This is a genomic window from Mesorhizobium escarrei, from assembly GCF_935825525.1.
In the GTDB taxonomy this organism is placed as follows: Bacteria; Pseudomonadota; Alphaproteobacteria; order Rhizobiales; family Rhizobiaceae; genus Mesorhizobium; species Mesorhizobium escarrei.
Genome location: NZ_CAKXZT010000149.1, coordinates 77,494 through 93,069 on the forward strand (window position 1 = coordinate 77,494; position 15,576 = coordinate 93,069).

At 61.7% G+C, this 15,576-nt stretch carries 11 protein-coding genes and 1 pseudogene; 3 read left to right on the forward strand and 9 right to left on the reverse strand.

Annotation, left to right across the window (positions count from 1 at the left end; genetic code table 11):
* Window positions 1–249: 249 nt before the first annotated feature.
* Window positions 250–428: pseudogene (locus tag NMG80_RS26220) on the forward strand (integrase); the annotation flags it as partial.
* A 25-nt stretch (window positions 429–453) separates the two neighbouring features.
* Here the strand turns inward: NMG80_RS26220 and NMG80_RS26225 are convergent.
* The 3 genes from NMG80_RS26225 to NMG80_RS26235 all read right to left on the reverse strand — a co-directional run bounded on the left by NMG80_RS26225 (window position 454) and on the right by NMG80_RS26235 (window position 2,201).
* Window positions 454–936, reverse strand: a complete 483-nt coding sequence (locus NMG80_RS26225; RefSeq protein WP_254020796.1) for an RES family NAD+ phosphorylase — start codon at window positions 934–936, stop codon at window positions 454–456.
* Window positions 933–1,364: an Xre family toxin-antitoxin system antitoxin gene (locus NMG80_RS26230; RefSeq protein ID WP_254020797.1), complete on the reverse strand. Its 432-nt coding sequence runs from the start codon at window positions 1,362–1,364 to the stop codon at window positions 933–935. The genes NMG80_RS26225 and NMG80_RS26230 overlap by 4 nt, the downstream gene beginning before the upstream one ends.
* A gap of 141 nt (window positions 1,365–1,505) precedes the next feature.
* Window positions 1,506–2,201 (reverse strand): GGDEF domain-containing protein, encoded by a 696-nt coding sequence (locus NMG80_RS26235; RefSeq protein WP_254020798.1) that lies wholly within the window; start codon window positions 2,199–2,201, stop codon window positions 1,506–1,508.
* A gap of 778 nt (window positions 2,202–2,979) precedes the next feature.
* Here NMG80_RS26235 and NMG80_RS26240 point away from each other — a divergent pair.
* Together NMG80_RS26240 and NMG80_RS26245 are read left to right on the forward strand one after the other, a co-directional pair.
* The gene (locus NMG80_RS26240; protein ID WP_254020799.1) at window positions 2,980–3,438 is read left to right on the forward strand and encodes a TadE/TadG family type IV pilus assembly protein; all 459 of its coding nucleotides are present in this window, start codon (window positions 2,980–2,982) and stop codon (window positions 3,436–3,438) included.
* 45 nt (window positions 3,439–3,483) lie between these two features.
* Complete coding sequence (locus NMG80_RS26245) at window positions 3,484–5,223, forward strand: pilus assembly protein TadG-related protein (RefSeq protein WP_254020859.1); 1,740 nt, start codon at window positions 3,484–3,486, stop codon at window positions 5,221–5,223.
* A gap of 10 nt (window positions 5,224–5,233) precedes the next feature.
* Here the strand turns inward: NMG80_RS26245 and bglA are convergent, their stop codons facing one another.
* The 6 genes from bglA to glgB all read right to left on the reverse strand — a co-directional run bounded on the left by bglA (window position 5,234) and on the right by glgB (window position 15,575).
* On the reverse strand, window positions 5,234–6,859 hold the full coding sequence (gene bglA, locus NMG80_RS26250) for a beta-galactosidase BglA (protein ID WP_254020800.1): 1,626 nt from the start codon (window positions 6,857–6,859) through the stop codon (window positions 5,234–5,236).
* Complete coding sequence (gene glgX, locus NMG80_RS26255; protein WP_254020801.1) at window positions 6,849–8,906, reverse strand: glycogen debranching protein GlgX; 2,058 nt, start codon at window positions 8,904–8,906, stop codon at window positions 6,849–6,851. Before glgX ends, bglA begins: the two co-directional genes overlap by 11 nt.
* A gap of 73 nt (window positions 8,907–8,979) precedes the next feature.
* Window positions 8,980–10,608 (reverse strand): alpha-D-glucose phosphate-specific phosphoglucomutase, encoded by a 1,629-nt coding sequence (locus NMG80_RS26260; protein ID WP_254020802.1) that lies wholly within the window; start codon window positions 10,606–10,608, stop codon window positions 8,980–8,982.
* Between the two features lie 3 nt (window positions 10,609–10,611).
* Window positions 10,612–12,057 (reverse strand): glycogen synthase GlgA, encoded by a 1,446-nt coding sequence (gene glgA, locus NMG80_RS26265; RefSeq protein WP_254020803.1) that lies wholly within the window; start codon window positions 12,055–12,057, stop codon window positions 10,612–10,614.
* Window positions 12,058–13,326 (reverse strand): glucose-1-phosphate adenylyltransferase, encoded by a 1,269-nt coding sequence (glgC, locus tag NMG80_RS26270; RefSeq protein ID WP_254020804.1) that lies wholly within the window; start codon window positions 13,324–13,326, stop codon window positions 12,058–12,060.
* Window positions 13,327–13,361: 35 nt separating this feature from the next.
* The gene (gene glgB / locus NMG80_RS26275; protein ID WP_254020805.1) at window positions 13,362–15,575 is read right to left on the reverse strand and encodes a 1,4-alpha-glucan branching protein GlgB; all 2,214 of its coding nucleotides are present in this window, start codon (window positions 15,573–15,575) and stop codon (window positions 13,362–13,364) included.
* Between the last annotated feature and the right edge of the window lies 1 nt (window position 15,576).

Here is a 15,576-nt window from a genome sequence, read left to right on the forward strand (position 1 = left end):
TTTATTTCAACAGACTCGTGAGGTCACCCTAAGTAAGGCGCAGCGACAGCCACTGAGCGATCGGCGAAACAGCAGTCGAACCCGTGGCCCGAGCCTATTAGCTTCTGCTGTCGATGTTGCGGATGCTTTCGCTCTTGGCGGATCGCTGTTCGTCAGGCCGGAACGACTTCTGATGCAGCCTACGGCTGCCCGCAGACGATGTTCGAGGTTGCCTTCAACAGCCGCCAGTGTGCGCGGCGCGCCTGTCGGAAGGCCGAAAGGGGGCCAAAATTCTTCGGCCATCCGCTTCGCGCCAGACTTGCCTCGTCGGCCGAGGTCGACGAGCGCTATGCGCAAAAGCAGCTCGGCCACGCCTCGGCCGAGCGATGCTACGCAGATACCAGCGCCGACGTGACCGGTTCCGCGTCGATCTCACCAAGGCCTCGGGTTGTAAGCGACAGAATGCCCCTACCGTTACGCGCCAAACAGCCGCCGGTCCCAGTAGACGGGCTGGTGCAGACTTGTCTGGATCTTTGAAAACTCCGGATGCGCCGGATTGATCAGCACATTGCAATCGAGACGCGCCACGACACTCGGTACCAGCAGGATGACGCTACGCCGTTCTGAACACCAGGTTTCACCAAATCCCTTGCTCACCGTCGCCGGCATCGTGTCCCAGCCGGGCAGTGACGGCTGGGAAAAGACCTCGTAGCTCAGTCCGCGCGGGATTGTGATTTCGATGTAGTGCTGGTTGGGCGGCAGTCGGCCGCTGCCATGCACCAGCTTTTCCAACAGGGCCGTCGAATAGTGCTCGCTGGTGTAAATGAGAGGACTTCCGGGCGTGTTCCACCGCCCAGGCGCGATTGTCGAGCCGGTCGCGTCGAAGATCGGGTAGGTGCCGGCGGGGTCGCCGATGCGGAAGGACGATATGGTGCGATCGAGAGTCTGCGCCGTCACGCAGCACTGCCGTACTTCAGACCTGCGAGAATATCGACCACCATTTCGGCACCGAACTCGCTCATGATAACGACGTCGATCGGTCGCTTGTCCTCAATCATCGGGTGCGGCCGAAACAAGAAATCCCGCGCTTCCTCTTCCTTCTGCCAGACATCGACAGCAAGACCCCAGACGCGCGCGACGCGGGCCAATCGTGTGCCCTCGTCCGACGAGAGACGATGTACCGCCTTGCGCCGCTCATAGGTCGCCTTGGGGATCAGCCGATATTTGAACTGAGCATCGCCAGGCGCCAGAAGATGCGCAACGCGCTCGAGCGCCCCGATGGGAAGTCCATTCTCGATCCGGGAGATCAGCCCGAAAGGCGACCGCGCCGCCACCTCTTTAATGGGCAGCCCCAACACGTCGGCGACATTTCCGAACGCTAGCATTTCACTCTCCATTCCATGTGAGGCAGAATATAGCCTCACATGATGCGTCATGCAAGTCACCCGTTCGATCTGCAGCCTGTCTGCGGGTGCCAACCGAGAAGGCGAGGGCAGGGATTTTTCGGTCGGCATTGCCAGTCACGATCATGCGAATACCGGTCCGAACCCGGTGGTTGCGACGATGCAGTCGCGCCCGCTGTTCTTTGCCACATAGAGATTCTGATCAGCGCGCAGCAGGATGTCGTTCAAGGTTTGGCCTGGTCCGTGCACGCAAATCCCGATGCTGACGGTGATTTCCCGGTCTTCGATGCCGACTGCCCGTCTGACACCGCGCATGTTCTGTCTGATGCGCTCGGCTACTTCCAATGTCTTGTCGCGGCCAGCTTCGACGAGGAACACAGCGAACTCCTCGCCGCCGATGCGCGCCGCCAAGTCGCTTTCCCGAATCGAGCTGCGAATAACGCCGCCCATCTCCTGGAGGACAGCATCACCGATGGCATGACCAAAGGTGTCGTTGATGGATTTGAAATGATCGGCGTCGATGAACAGTACGGCGCCTTCCTTGAAGGCCTCCGAACCAACGATTGCCTCGGCCTCCTCAAAGAAGGTTTTCCTGTTGGCGAGGCTTGTGAGGTGGTCGATGCGTGCTGCCCGGTCGAGCTTGGCGGCAATCAAGGCGAGCTTCAACTGTTGTCTCAGGAAGAAATAGCCGAGCGGAAATCCAACCGCGACGGTGATGACCGTTGTCAAAAACAAGTCCAAGAGGAGGCGGTCGGCAAAGAAGATACTATAGAAAACGAGCGTGAGTGTATCCGCACCGATGATGGCTGCCAGAACCACGACGCAGGTCTGCCTGAAAAGCGAGAGCTTCCCGAAGCGTGTCAGGAGATAATGTGATGCCGTCATTCCGCCAACTGCCTTCGGGTAACCCTAACCCGTGAGTGGTAAACACAAGTTACAGCTAGCGGCAGCAATTTTGACACAACCCGCACGTCAGATCCTACACACCTCGAGGGACGGGCCCTCAGCGGATCGCATGATATTGATGCGGGTCAATTGGTTCCCTTACTATCGAAACCCTATACCTCAGGTCGTGGTCGATGGGATCGACGGTTTTCTCTGCTACGAGCAGGTGAACCCCACGTCTTGGCGGAGAACCGGCATTCTGGCGGCGTTGAGCAACCTGTTTGGGGTGACGCCGATCGCTTAAGATCATGACCCCAGAGCCGGTCGCTGCGGCTCTGCTCCACAATCGAACAACAACGGCTTGGGTTGTTAAGACGGCGACCCTCGCAGTTCTGAAATCCCCTGAGGTGCAGACCGCTGACTTCAGAGGCGGCCTGAGGGCTGGTGTGAAATCGCGCAGAACAGTGCCCCAGGCACCGGCCCGCTCAAGTGTTTGACAGCAACGGGTCGAGAGTTGTCGCCCCGGCCAGAGTTCGCCGGGGATGGTTGAACATGCATGGAATTGGTCTAGCTCCGTTTTCGCCGCTTCAAGGATTTGTTTCCGCAAGAAATCTGTCGTCGATTCCACTTTGCCACAATGTCTTAAGCCGCCTTTAAGCAACCACGGGTTACTTCTTTTGCGGGCTTTGGTATGTCCCGATAGGCGAAGGACATGAACAGCAGAGAAACTAAGACAATCTCTAGGACGCGGCGTAAATTGCGCCAGTTTAGAGAGCGGTCCGGAACTTCCGCGATTGAGTTCGCGCTGCTTTCGCCGATTTTTATCTTCCTTTTACTCGGAATGGTTGCATATGGAATCTATTTTGGTGCAAGCCACTCGGTGCAGCAAATCGCAGCGGACGCCGCACGCACGGCGATTGCCGGGCTGAACGAAGGTGAGCGCCAGGCCCTGGTGACCAGTTTCGTCAACAACAATGCCGGCGGATACCCCTTCGTTCAGTCCGACAAGCTGACCTATCAGGCCAAGGACAGCACGGCCGACGGAAACCAGTTCGTCGTGTCCATACAATATGATGCCCGCAACCTGCCGGTCTGGAATCTGTTCCCGGCACTGCCCATGCCTGGCACCACGATCTCACGCCAGTCGACAATCCGGGTTGGAGGCATCTGAATGTCGGAACCTTTGCTGGGAAGGATCGGCTGGGCCGCCCGCTCGATGCTTGGCGACCTGACGGCAAACTTCGCCGTCATGACGGCGCTGTGCGCACCGTTCGCGCTGGCGCTGGCTGCTTTCGCCATTGATGAAGGCTCGATCTATGTGGAGCGCCGGGAGGCTCAGTCGCTGGTCGATCTTGCGGCAATCACCGCCGCCTCCAACATCAACAACATTGAGGCCGCGGTGGTGACCACGCTCGGCGACAACGGAATGCCGGGTATCGTTGTTCAGAAGGCAGGGCAGACGATCGCCCCTGCCCTCGGAAAAACTATCGTGTCGGTCACCCCCGGCCGATATTCAGCAGAGTCGTCGCTCGGCGTCGACACGCGCTTCGAGGCCGGCAAAACGCCCTACAACGCCGTCCATGTCGCGCTCAAAAAGATTCCTGCCCGCTACTTTGCGAGTTCCCTCATTCCTACGCCGGTGATCGGCACTGAAGCTACCGCCAGCGTTGCGCCGCAGGCGATGTTCTCGATCGGGTCGAGACTCCTGAGCCTCAATGGCGGCATCCTGAACTCGCTTCTCAGCGGCCTTCTGGGCGGCAACATTTCACTCAGCGTCATGGACTACAACGCTCTGATCGCAGCCGACGTGAACCTGCTTTCGTTCATCGATGCCCTTGCCGTTGAGATGCAGCTGACGGGTGTCAGCTATTCGGAGGTGCTGGCTTCCAAAGCGACGGTGGGCCAGATAGCGACCGCCATGGCTAATGTTTCACCCGTTGGCAGCACCAGCAAGCTGGCTTTGCAGACAATCGCGTCAAGGACCACCAACACAGTCAAGATACCGCTCAATCATCTTGTCGATCTTGGATCAATGGGCCGGTTGGGCCTCGGGCAAAAGTCGCCCGGTTTTTCGGTCGACGCCAGCGCCATGGGCATGCTGACAACCGCCGCTGCACTGGCCAACGGCTCGAAGCAGGTCGAGCTCAATCTCGGAGCCACCATTCCGGGGCTTCTCTCCACCACGCTTGCTATTGCAATCGGCGAACCTGCACAATTCTCGCCATGGCTGACAATCGGCGAGAAGGGCGCCGTGGTGCGTACGGCGCAGACGCGGATTAAGCTGGTTGCGTCCGTCGGCGGCGGCAATGCGAATCTCGGTGGCGGCATCAGCCTGCTGGCCGTCAAACTGCCGCTTCATGTCGAGGTGGCCTCTGCCGAAGCCAAGCTGACCGACATCAGCTGCCCGACGGGGCACCCCGACAGTTTGAAAGTTACCATTGCCGCACGTCCGGGCCTTGCCTCGCTGCACCTTGGCGCCAGCGATGCCGATAACAGCCCCTCCGCCTTCGCCGATTTCAGCGACCCACAGTCGTTTCAAAATGCCGAAATCGCGCAGGTCAGCGTGAAGCTTCTGTTTCTCACCCTCAATCTGATCGGCGTGAATGGTTCTGCAGCCGTTGAGATCGCCAACACCGATCCGACGATCTTGACCTTCAACAGCACCGACATCGCAAGCAAGACGATAAAGACCGCCTCCACGAAAAACCTGACGCAATCTCTCACCACGTCGCTGGTCAACAATCTGTCGCTTTCGGTCAGTGCGCTGGGCCTCGGGCTTGATGTAACCGCCTTGCTTGGAACCGTGAAGCCGGCAGTGGTGGCGCTGCTGAACGGCGTGACGGCGCCTGTCGATGACTTGGTTTACAACGTGCTTGGGGCGCTGGGCGTGCGCGTCGGCGAGGCCGATGTCCGGGTCATGGGCGCGACCTGCGGGCGCTCTGTGCTTGTTCAATGAGCTAGAGAGATCAGCCGGCTCGTCCGAGAAAGCAGCCCAAGGGCGGCAGCGACAGAATTTTTTCCTGCAAGGCAGCACCAGCGCCAAGGTAGTTCGTTTTTGCGACATCGATACCCTGCGGCAACGGCCAGTTGGCCGGCTCCTCGGCGAAGTTGAAAACGCACAGCAGCTTCTCGCCGCCGCCTTCGCGAATGAAGGCAAGCACATCGCTCTCGGCATCGAGAAAGCAGATCGAACCCTGTACCAGAGCCGCATGCTGCTTGCGCAAGGCCAGCATCGCCCGGTAGCTGGCCAGAACTGACTTTTCCTCGCCGTTCTGGATATCGACCGCGCGGGCGCGATGGCTTTCCGGGATTGGAAGCCACGGCCTGCCGGTTGAAAACCCGGCATTGTCAAGGCCGGCTTCCCAGACCATTGGTGTGCGGCAGCCATCCCTGCCCTTGAAGCCGGGCCAGAAGCGGATGCCATAGGGATCGCGCAGATCCTCGAACGCCAATTCCGCCTCCTCCAGCCCGAGCTCCTCACCCTGATAGAGGCAGATCGATCCACGCAGGCATGACAGCAGCGCGATGGAGAACTGCGCCATCCTGTCCGGATCGCCGCCGTGCCTCGTCCATCGCGTCACATGGCGAACGACATCGTGGTTGGAAAACGCCCAGCAGACCCAGCCGTCGGAGACTGCACTCTCGAACGCTTCGACGCATCCACGCACGTGTGCGGCCGAGAATTGCGGACCGAGCAGGTCGAAAGTGTAGCACATGTCGAGCTTGTCGCCGCCGCCGGTGTAGGCGGCGAGCGTCTGCAACGAGCGGGTTTCGTCGCCGACCTCGCCGACAGCGGCGCGGCTTTCATATTCGTCGAGCAGCGCCCGAAACCGCTTGAGGAAAGCCAGGTTTTCGGGCTGCGTCTTGTCGAACAAATGCTCCTGATAGAGGTAGGGATTGGTTTCGGTGTTGGTGCCTGCGACGCTTGACGCCAGGGGCGGGTTGCTGCGCAGCCAGCGGTCATGGACATAGTAGTTGACCGTATCGAGCCGAAACCCGTCGACGCCGCGCTCCAGCCAAAACCGCACCGTTTCCAGCACGGCGTCCTGAACCTCCGGATTGTGGAAATTGAGGTCCGGCTGCGAGGCGAGAAAATTGTGCATGTAATATTGCCTGCGGGTCGCGTCCCACTCCCAGGCGGGGCCGCCGAAGACCGACAGCCAGTTGTTGGGCGCGGTGCCGTCAGGTTTCGGATCGGCCCAGACATACCAGTCCGCCTTGGGATTATCGCGGCTCGCGCGGCTTTCGACGAACCATTCGTGCCGGTCGGACGAATGCGACAGAACCTGGTCGATAATGACTTTCAGGCCGAGACGGTGAGCCTCGGCAACCACTGCGTCGAAATCCTCCGATGTGCCGAACATCGGATCGACGGCTGTATAGTCGGATACGTCGTAGCCCATATCGGCCATCGGCGACTTGAAGAAGGGCGACAGCCAGACGGCGTCGGCGCCAAGCGATGCGACATGGGCCAGCCTCGATGTGATACCACGCAGATCGCCACTGCCGTCCCCCGTCGTGTCCTGGAAGGAGCGCGGGTAGATCTGGTAGATGACGCAGCCGCGCCACCACTCGGCATGGTCACTTGCCACTCGGATTCTCCTTTATCTGAACCAGCGCGGCTTCGTGTTCGATCATGAAGATCACCGTTCGCCCCGGCACCGGCCGTGAAATTCCGGCCGCGCCGCCCGGTGTTTCGATGGCTGGCTCCCAGCGAAATCCGTCGCGCTCCGGCAGCGTGAACATACACGCCCGGCGATCGCCATTGATGACCGCGGCAAGGCGGCAATCATCGCCGCCGAGCATCAAGACCAGGCGGTACCGCGCCGGATCGTGCCAGCCTGCCTCGTCGAGCGGCGTGCCGGTTTCAGTGAGCCAGACGACGTCCGTTATTTCTGACCCGGCGAGCGGCTCTCCAGTCAGGAAGCGCGTGTCGGAAAGCGCCGGCACGGAACGACGCATCGCGGCGAGTAAAACGGCGCATTGTTCCAGCGCCTGATCGCGGCCGGACCAGTCGAGCCAGGTGATCTCGTTGTCCTGCGCATAGGCGTTGTTGTTGCCCTTCTGGGTGCGGCCGAATTCGTCTCCGGCCGTCAGCATGATCGTGCCGCGTGAGGCAAACAGCGTGGCTAGCAGCGCACATCGGTCATCGAAACGTGCCGTAATGATCGCCCGGTCGCAGGTCTCGCCCTCGACGCTATTGTTCCAGGACAGGTTGTCGTCGTGGCCATCGCGGTTCTGCTCGCCATTGGCCTCATTGTGCTTGTGCTCATAGGCAACAATGTCGGCCAGCGGCATGCCGTCATGCGCGGCGATGAAATTGATGCTGCGGCTTGTCTGCTGGCCTGGCTTGGCAAACACGTCGGAAGAGCCGGCAAGCCGGGTGGCGAGCGCGCCGACCATGCCGCTATCGCCGCGCCAGAACCGGCGGATGTCGTCGCGATATTTGTCGTTCCATTCGAGGAAGGGCGGCGGAAAATTGCCAAGCTGATAGCCGTCCGGGCCGATGTCCCAAGGCTCGGCGATGAGCACCCTGCCACCAAGGGCCGGGTCGTTCCGAATAGCCATGAGCAGTGGCGCAGCCGCGTCGAACGCGCCATCGACCCGCCCCAGAATGGGCGCCAGATCGAAGCGGAAACCATCGAGGCCGGCATGGCAGACAAAGTGACGAAGCGTGTCGAGGACCATTTCCCGGACGATCGGATGATCGCAAGCGACGGTGTTGCCGGTACCGGTGTCGTTGATCAAGCTGCCGTCCGGCCAATGCCGGTAGTAGGCGCGGCTGTCGAGGCCGCGCAGCGACAGCGTCGGCCCCAGCCTGTCGCTTTCGCCGGTGTGGTTGAAGACAAGATCGAGGATGACGCCGATGCCGGCCCCACGCAGCGCGGCAACCGTCTGCCGCAATTCCGCGAGGCCGCCTGGCGCCAGGCGCGGATCGAGCGCCATGAAGGTCACGGGATTGTAGCCCCAGGCATTGCGCAGCCCGAGCGGGGGCAAATGCCGCTCGTCGATCGATGCCGTCACCGGCATCAGTTCGACCGCCCCGACTCCGAGTTTTTTCAGGTGCTCGACGATAGCCGGATGGGCAAGCGCTGCAATCGTCCCGCGCTGGTGCTTCGGGATGTCCGGATGCAGCATGGTGAAGGCGCGCACCGGCACTTCATAGATCAGGCCACCGGGCTGGAACAGCGGCGGCAAGGCAGGCACCGGCTGCGGCAGGGTGGCGGCAATCACCTTCGGCAGCAGCGGCGCAGTGTCCGTGCCATCGCCCCGGCGCGCGGCGAGCCTGATATCATAGACATAGGGCCTGTCGATTTCGACGGCATAGGGGTCGACCAGCAGCTTGTCGGGATCGAACCAAAGCCCAATCTCTGGCGCATACTCGCCATCGGCGCGAAACCCGTATCGGGTGCCGGCAGCGAGGCCGGCAACGAAAAGCGTGTGAATGCCCTCGCCTTCCGGCTGGAGTTCGAGCCGGTCGATCTCCCTCTCTCCCTGCTCATCGAAGATCGAGACCCAGAGCCGGCTGGCTGCAGACGACCATGCGGCAAAGCGAATGCCGTCTTTCTCGACAAGTCCGCCAAATCGCAGCCGATACGGCCGCTTACCGGCCGGTATCCTGTCTTCCTGTTTGACCATCATCCTTTCCGAAAACCGGCTCCCACTTTTGGCTGACGCGGACCGTCGGTTCGGGATCATGGTCTGGATGGCATCAGGTGATGACGCTCGGCTTAGCGCGGCCGGTATGGCTGCGAATCCCGGCGATATCATCGGCTGCCGCAATCAAGTCGGCAAGCGCCTCCTGCGTGTCGAGATCGTGCCTGGACTTGTCCGGCTCGTAGCGCTCGATATAGACGCGCAGCGTCGCTCCCGAGGTACCGGTGCCGGAGAGACGGAAGACGACGCGCGATCCGCCTTCGAAAAGCACCCTGATGCCCTGGTTCTCGGCTATCGAGCCGTCGACCGGGTCGTGGTAGGCGAAATCATCGGCGCTGGCGATCTTCATGCCTCGCACGCTGGTGCCGGGCAGTGATGCAAGTTTCTCGCGCAATTCGTCGACCAGCGCATTGGCCTGGTCGGTCTCGACCTCCTCGTAGTCATGGCGTGAGTAGTAATTGCGGCCATAGGCGGCCCAGTGCTCGGTGACGATCTGCTTGGCGCTTTCGCCCCGGGCAGCGAGGATATTGAGCCACAAAAGCACGGCCCACAGCCCGTCCTTTTCGCGGACATGGTTGGAGCCGGTTCCGGCACTTTCCTCGCCGCAGATCGTTGCCATGTCGGCATCGAGCAGATTGCCAAAGAATTTCCAGCCGGTCGGCGTTTCATAGATGCCGATGCCGAGCTTTTCGGCGACGCGGTCGGCTGCACCGCTGGTCGGCATCGAGCGGGCGATGCCTTTAAGGCCGGCCTTGTAGCCCGGCGCCAGATGAGCATTTGCGGCGAGCATGGCCACCGAATCCGACGGGGTGACGAAAATGCCCTTGCCGATGATCAGGTTGCGGTCGCCGTCGCCGTCGGAAGCGGCGCCGAAATCCGGCGCATCCGGTCCCATCATCTCGTCATAGAGGTGCTTTGCGTGCACCAGGTTCGGGTCTGGGTGGTGGCCGCCGAAATCTGGCAGGGGAATGAAGTTGCGGGCGGTACCGTTTGGCGCGCCGAGCCGGTTTTCCAGGATCTCTTTGGCATAGGGCCCGGTCACGGCATGCATGGCGTCGAAGCGCATGCGGAAACCCGATTTGAACAACGCACGCAGCGCATCGAAATCGAACAGGCTTTCCATCAGCTCGGCATAGTCGGCGACCGGGTCGATCACCTCGACGGTCATGCCGCTCGCCTCGACGGTGCCGATCGTGTCGAGGTCGACCGTGCCAATATCGGCGATCTTGAAGCTGGAGATTACCTTGGTCTTGGCGAAGATCGCGTCGGTCAGCTTTTCCGGTGCCGGGCCGCCATTGCCGGCATTGTATTTGATGCCGAAATCCTCGTGCGGGCCGCCCGGATTGTGGCTGGCCGAAAGGATGATGCCGCCGAAGGCCTTGTATTTGCGGATGACATGCGAAGCGGCCGGCGTCGACAGGATGCCGCCCTGCCCGACCATTACCTTGCCGAAACCGTTGGCCGCCGCCATGGCGATGGCCTTCTGGATGACCTCGCGGTTGTAAAAGCGGCCGTCGCCGCCGATCACCAGGGTCTGGCCCTTGAACCCGTCCAGCCCATCGAAAATCGACTGGATGAAGTTCTCGGCATAGTGCTCCTGCTGGAACACCGGCACTTTCTTGCGCAGCCCGGAGGTGCCGGGCTTCTGGTCGAGATAAGGTTTGGTGGCGACGGTGCGTATCATGCGTCAGACAGCCCTTTTCGAATGCAGCAAGCGATAGAGTTCGAGGTATTTTTCTGCGCTTTTATCCCATGACACATCCGCCTTCATGCCTTGCCGCTGCATCGACGTCCAGACCGTAGGGTTGGCGTGCGCCGCGACCAGCCGGCGGATGGCGTGCAGCAAGGCGCCGGCATCGGCGGGCGCGAACTGGAAGCCGGTCGCCACACCTGCCGAAACGGCCGCTTCATTGGCGTCGATGATGGTGTCGGCAAGACCGCCGGTGCGGGCGACGACCGGCACGCAGCCATAGCGCAGGCCGTAAAGCTGCGTCAGTCCGCAAGGCTCGAAGCGCGACGGGATGACGATGGCGTCACAGCCGCCCTGCATGGTGTGGGAAAGCGCCTCGTCATAACCGACGACGACGCCGATGCGCCCGCGATGGCGGGCGGCGGCGGCCAGCATCGCGCCTTCGAGGCCGGCGTCGCCCGACCCCAGTATCGCCAGGCGCGCACCCCTCGCAACAATCCCGTCGACGACCGCTGCCAGTATGTCCATTCCCTTCTGCCAGGTGAGCCGGCTGATGACGCAGACGATCGGACTGTCGTCGCGGTCAAGGTTGAACCGATCCTCGACGGCGGTCCGGTTGGGATGCCGCGCCTTCAACGTCTTGGCCGTGTAGTTGGAGACCAGATGCTTGTCGGTTTCAGGGTTCCATATCTCGGTGTCGATGCCGTTGACGATGCCATAGAGATCGACGGACCGCATGTTGATGAGGCCATCGAGCCCCATGCCGAATTCCGGCGAGCGGATCTCCTGCGCATAGGTCGGGCTGACTGTGGTGATGGCCCAGGCGGCCTGCAGGCCGGCCTTGAGGAAACCGACGCCGCCATAATATTCGACGCCGTCGAGCGCCATGGCCGCCGCCGGCAAACCGAGTTCGCCAAAGATGCCGGCGCCGAACTGGCCCTGGAAAGCGAGATTGTGGACGGTGATCATCGACGGCGTGCCGACCGCCTTGCCGTAGCGCATATAGGCCAGCGTCATCGCCGACTGCCAGTCATGGGCATGGACGATGTCCGGCTGGTAGCCCGAAACGGCGCCGCCGGCGATGTCGCCGCCAACCTGGCTCAGGGCCGCGAAACGCCGCCAATTGTCCGGCCAGTCGGCGCCGGTGGCATTGCCATAGGGGCCGCCGGGGCGATGGAACAGATGCGGCGCGTCGAGCACGAACAGGTCGAGCCCGGCGATCTGGACGGCATGGACCGAAGCCTTGCCGCCTTGCAGCAGCGGATAGTGATGAACGGGTTTTTTCTTCTTGAAGGCATCCATCACCTGGGGATAGCCGGGAACAAGTGTTCGCATCGTCACGCCCTTGCCGGCGAGCGCGACGGGTAATGCGCCGGTCACGTCGGCAAGCCCGCCAGTCTTGATCAGAGGAAATATTTCGGGCGTGACCGACAGGACCTGCATTCACGACAATCCCAGTTTGTCGATCATGGCCTGCGTGACGAGGCAGATGCCCTTTTCGGAAACGCGAAAGCGCTTGGCGTCGAGGACGGGATCCTCGCCGACCACGAGCCCTTCGGGAATCCTGACGCCATGATCGATCACCACACGCTTCAATCTCGCGCTGCGGCCGACCTGGCAGTCGGGCAGCATGACGACGTCCTCGAGCGTCGAATAGGAATTGATGCGTGCGCCCGTGAAGATCAGGCTCCGCTTCAGCGACGCGCCTGAGACAATGCAATCGCCCGAGACGAGCGACGATACCGCCGAGCCACGGCGGCCATCCTCGTCATGCACGAACTTTGCCGGCGGCTTCAGCTCGGCATAGGTCCAGATCGGCCAGTCGCGGTCGTAGAGGTCGAGCTCCGGCGTGATGTCGGTCAGGTCGATATTGGCTTCCCAATAGGCGTCGACTGTCCCGACATCGCGCCAGTAGGCTTCGTTCTCGGCGGTCGAGCGCACGCAGGATTTGGCGAAGCGATGGGCGATCGCCTTCCCGTGCTCGACGACATAGGGGATGATGTCCTTGCCGAAGTCACGGCTTGAGCCCGGTTCGGCCGCGTCGCGGCGCAATTGCTCCATCAGGAAGTTGGTCTTGAATACGTAGATGCCCATCGAAGCCAGGGCAAAATCCGGCTTGTCGGGAATGCCGGGCGGATCGGCGGGTTTCTCGATGAAGGAGATGATGGTGTCCTTCTTGTCGACATGCATGACGCCGAATCCGGTCGCCTCCATGCGCGGCACTTCGAGGCAGCCAACGGTGACGTCGGCGCCGGCGTCGACATGCTGGCGAAGCATCAGCTCATAGTCCATCTTGTAGACGTGATCGCCGGCCAGGATGACCATGTATTCGGGCCCGTAGGCCTCGATGATGTCGATGTTCTGGTAGACGGCATCGGCCGTGCCCTCATACCATTGCGTTTCCGATACGCGTTGGCTGGCCGGCAGGATATCGAAGCTCTCATTACGCTCGGGCCGCAGGAAGTTCCAGCCGCGCTGCAGGTGGCGGATCAGCGAATGCGCCTTGTACTGGGTGGCAACGCCGAGGCGGCGAATACCGGAATTGATCGCATTGGAGAGCGCAAAATCTATGATGCGCGTCTTGCCGCCGAAATAGACCGCGGGCTTGGCGCGCCGGTCGGTCAATTCCTTGAGGCGGCTGCCACGACCGCCGGCCAGAACATAGGCCATGGCATCGCGCGCCAGCGGCTGCGTCCGTTTTATATCTGCCATTTTTGTCCTCCCAAGTTACGCGCTGCGAGACATCGCTAGTCCGGAGCAAATTCGAGCATGATCGTCGACAGCGGCGGCAACAGCATCGTCGCCGAGATGCCTCCTCCTTCCGCCCGAGCCTCGACAGCGCCGCCATTGCCCTTGCCGGAACCGCCATAGTCGGTGGCGTCGGTGTTGATGATCTCGCGCCAACGTCCGGCCATTGGCAACGGCACGCGATAATCGTCACGCGGCACCGGTGTAAAATTGGAGATGACGGCGACCGGGTTTCCGCCCGGCGCGCTGCGCAGCCAGGCAAAGACAGAGTTGGCGCTGTCGTCGACGATCAGCCAGGAAAAGCCCTCCGGCTCGCAATCGCGCGCATGCAGGGCCGGGCGCGAGCGGTAGAGATAGTTGAGATCGCGCACCGTCTGCCAGACGCCGCGGTGGGGCCCGAAATCGAGCAGGCTCCAGTCGAGTGCGCGCGCCTCGCTCCACTCGCGGCGCTGGGCGAATTCCTGCCCCATGAACAACAGCTTCTTGCCGGGGTAGCCCCACATGAAGGCGTAGTATGCGCGCAGTGTTGCGAATTTCTGCCAGTCGTCGCCGGCCATCTTGCTAAGCAGCGTCCCCTTGCCGTGCACGACCTCGTCATGGGAGAGCGGCAGCACGAAATTCTCTGAGAAGGCGTAGACCAGACCGAAGGTGATGTCGCCGTGGTGATGCTTGCGAAAAATCGGCTCTTTGGAGAAATACTCCAGCGTGTCGTGCATGAAGCCCATGTTCCACTTGAAGCCGAAACCCAGCCCGCCCTCATGCACCGGCTGCGAAACTTTTGGCCATGAGGTCGATTCCTCGGCGATCGTCATCACGCCGGGATGATGGCCGTAGACTTCCTTGTTCATCCTCTGGAGGAAGCTGACCGCCTCAAGGTTTTCGCGCCCGCCTTTTTCGTTAGGGATCCATTCGCCGGCCTTGCGCGAATAGTCGAGGTAGAGCATCGAGGCGACGGCATCGACGCGCAAACCGTCGACATGGTATTTCTCGGCCCAAAACAGCGCGTTATTGACCAGGAACGAGACCACCTCGCGCCGGCCGAAATTGTAGATCGCGGTGTTCCAGTCGGGATGGAAGCCCTTGCGCGGGTCGGCATGCTCATAGAGCGCGGTGCCGTCGAAATTGGCCAGCCCATGCGCGTCCACCGGAAAGTGCGCCGGCACCCAGTCTAAGATGACGCCGATGCCGGCGCGGTGGGCGCCGTCGACGAACCGGGCAAAACCGTCCGGATCGCCGAAGCGGGCCGACGGCGCGTAGAGACCCGTCGTCTGGTAGCCCCATGACGGGTCATAGGGATGTTCGGAGATCGGCATGAATTCGATATGGGTGAAGCCGGTGTCGACGACGTAGGGGATCAGCCGGCCGGCAAGCTCGTCCCATGACAGGAAGCTGCCGTCGTCGTGAAGCTGCCAGGAGCCGGCATGCACCTCATAGATCGACACCGCCTCGCGGCGGGGGTCGGCGTTGCGCCAGTAGTTGCGGTGCGCCTCGTCACCCCATTCATGCGCCGGCGGAAGCGCCGTCACCGAAGCGGTGGCCGGGCGCAGTTCCGACTTGAAGGCGAACGGATCGGCCTTCAGCGGGAGTCTCACGCCATCGGGCCCGATGATCTCGTATTTGTATGGCCGTCCGGCGCCGATGTCGGGAATGAACAACTCCCAGATACCGGTGTCGCGGCGGACGCGCATCGCATGCCTGCGGCCGTCCCATTCGTTGAAATCGCCGACCACCGAAACGCGCCTTGCATTGGGTGCCCAGACGGCGAAATGCACGCCGGACGCACCCTCGTGATCGATGAGATGCGCACCGAGCTTGTCGAACAGCCTGAGATGAGAGCCTTCGGCGATGTAATAGTCATCCAGCGGACCGAGTACCGGGCCGAACGAATAGGGATCGGTCAGCCACCAGTCACCGCCGGCATTGCGCGCGTGATAGCGCAGCGGCTGACGCTTTTTGAGCGACAGGTTGCCCTCGAAGAAGCCGCCTTCGTCGCGCCTGGAGAGTTCGCCGGCTTTCTTGCCGGTCAGCGTATAGGCAGTGACGAACTCGGCATGGGGGACGAAACAGCGGGCGACAAAGCCCTTGTCAACCTCGTGCACACCGAGGACAGCGAAAGGATCACCATGCGTGCCGGCGACAATTGCCGCGACATCACCGGCTGACGCCTGTCCATCCGGCCCGCTTGTCGCAGCGGTCGTGCGCGGCTTCCTCATC

Coding starts and splice junctions, on each gene's coding strand:
- NMG80_RS26230 (WP_254020797.1), bottom strand. CDS start 1,364: ATGCTAGCGTTCGGAAATGTCGCCGACGTGTTGGGGCTGCCCATTAAA.
- NMG80_RS26240 (WP_254020799.1), top strand. CDS start 2,980: ATGAACAGCAGAGAAACTAAGACAATCTCTAGGACGCGGCGTAAATTG.
- NMG80_RS26245 (WP_254020859.1), top strand. CDS start 3,484: ATGCTTGGCGACCTGACGGCAAACTTCGCCGTCATGACGGCGCTGTGC.
- glgX (WP_254020801.1), bottom strand. CDS start 8,906: ATGGTCAAACAGGAAGACAGGATACCGGCCGGTAAGCGGCCGTATCGG.
- NMG80_RS26260 (WP_254020802.1), bottom strand. CDS start 10,608: ATGATACGCACCGTCGCCACCAAACCTTATCTCGACCAGAAGCCCGGC.
- glgA (WP_254020803.1), bottom strand. CDS start 12,057: ATGCAGGTCCTGTCGGTCACGCCCGAAATATTTCCTCTGATCAAGACT.
- glgC (WP_254020804.1), bottom strand. CDS start 13,326: ATGGCAGATATAAAACGGACGCAGCCGCTGGCGCGCGATGCCATGGCC.
- glgB (WP_254020805.1), bottom strand. CDS start 15,575: ATGAGGAAGCCGCGCACGACCGCTGCGACAAGCGGGCCGGATGGACAG.